Raw genomic sequence first — 1,008 nt, forward strand, 5'->3', positions numbered from 1 at the left:
CATTCATCCCTGAAACTACCGTTGAAGCTCTCGACGAAACCGTTCTGCATCGGCTTTCCCGGTTGGATGTAGTGCCAGTCGACGCCAGTCTCCTGACACCATTTGAGAACGGCCATGCTGGTCAGTTCGGTGCCGTTGTCTGAAACCACGGTGACCGGTTTGCCACGCAGACGGACGAGCGCATCGAGTTCACGGGTAACGCGCAAGCCGGATAACGAGGTATCGGCCACCAGCGCCAGGCACTCGCGACTGTAGTCATCGACCACGGCCAAAATCCGAAACCGGCGGCCATCCGTGAAAGCATCTGACACGAAGTCCAGGCTCCACCGCTCGTTTGGTCTGCTTGGCAGCACCATCGGCCGTCTGGTGCCCAAAGCTCGCTTCCGGCCACCACGTTTGCGGACTTGAAGCTTTTCCTCGCGATAGAGGCGTCTCAGCTTCTTCTGGTTCATTCGGATGCCCTGGCGTTCCAGCATCAGGTGAATACGCCTGTAGCCGAAGCGCCGGCGTTCTCCGGCAACCTTCTTCATGGCTTCACGCAGATCGGCATCATCAGGTCGAAGACTTCGATACCGAACACTCGACCGGTCAATTGCCAAGATCGCACACGCCCGACGCTGGCTCACGCCGTGCCCTTCGCACAGGTGAGCCGCAGCTTCCCGTCTTGCACCGGGCGTTACCATTTTTTTGAAGCGACGTCCTTCAGCATGGCGTTGTCGAGCATGGCTTCTGCCAACAGCTTCTTGAGCCTCGCGTTCTCGTCTTCAAGCGCCTTCAGCTTGCGGGCATCGGATACATCCATGCCGCCAAACTTGGCCTTGTACTTGTAGAAGGTGGCTTCCGAGATGCCGTGGCGCCTGCAAACATCGGCCGTCTTCTGGCCGCTCTCCTGCTCCCGCAAAATGCCGATGATCTGTTCTTCTGTGAACCTGGATCGCTTCATTCCGTCCGTCTCCTAATTGGAACGGACTCTACACAAAACTGGAGGAGTTATGGGGTCTCAGGTCA

The 1,008-nt window shown here is 57.7% G+C and carries 1 pseudogene; it reads right to left on the reverse strand.

From position 1 onward, the window contains the following. A pseudogene (locus HK439_RS26380) lies at positions 1-943 on the reverse strand (IS3 family transposase); the annotation flags it as partial. Between the last annotated feature and the right edge of the window lie 65 nt (positions 944-1,008).

This window comes from Roseibium aggregatum, assembly GCF_014692675.1.
GTDB lineage: Bacteria > Pseudomonadota > Alphaproteobacteria > Rhizobiales > Stappiaceae > Roseibium > Roseibium aggregatum_C.